Annotated in this window: 1 protein-coding gene; it reads right to left on the minus strand. The window is 66.9% G+C overall.

What is annotated here, in order from left to right; genetic code table 11:
- Positions 1-459: DinB family protein (locus KUM32_RS42550; RefSeq protein ID WP_217146925.1), on the minus strand; the 459-nt coding region annotated here is incomplete at its 3' end.
- Between the last annotated feature and the right edge of the window lie 84 nt (positions 460-543).

Raw genomic sequence — 543 nt, forward strand, 5'->3', positions numbered from 1 at the left:
GAGCTCGCGCACGATGTCCATGTGGCCGGCGTGGCGCACGGTGTCCTCGATCATGTGGATCAGCACCCAGCGCATGGACACGGTGTTGCCGTTCCAGGAGGTGCCCAGGGCGTCGAGTCGGAGTTCCTCGATCACCGTGTCGGCGGCGGCGCGAGCACGGCCGTAGAACTCCACGATGTCCGCCGTGGCCTCATTCGGTCCCACACTCATGTCTTCCGTGGAGGGGTCGAACCAGAAGGGTTCGGTCTCGCGTCCGAACGCCGTGCAGAACCATCCGTACTCGACGGTCGCCAGGTGCTTCACCAGGCCCAACAAGGTGGTTCCCGACGGAGTCATCGGTCGCCGCAGGGCCTCGTCGTCGAGGCCGTCGAGCTTCCACAGGACCGCGTCGCGGTGGCGGTCGAGGCTGGCGCGCAGGCTTTCCTTCTCGCCACCGGTGTAGGGCACGATCTTCGACATCCGTGGAACGTAGCAGCGAGCACTGACAGTCCCGGTTGGAGCGTGGCCGCCGTCGATTCCGGCGGCAACGCGACGGGGAGGGTG

The organism is Streptomyces sp. AC627_RSS907, from assembly GCF_019049165.1.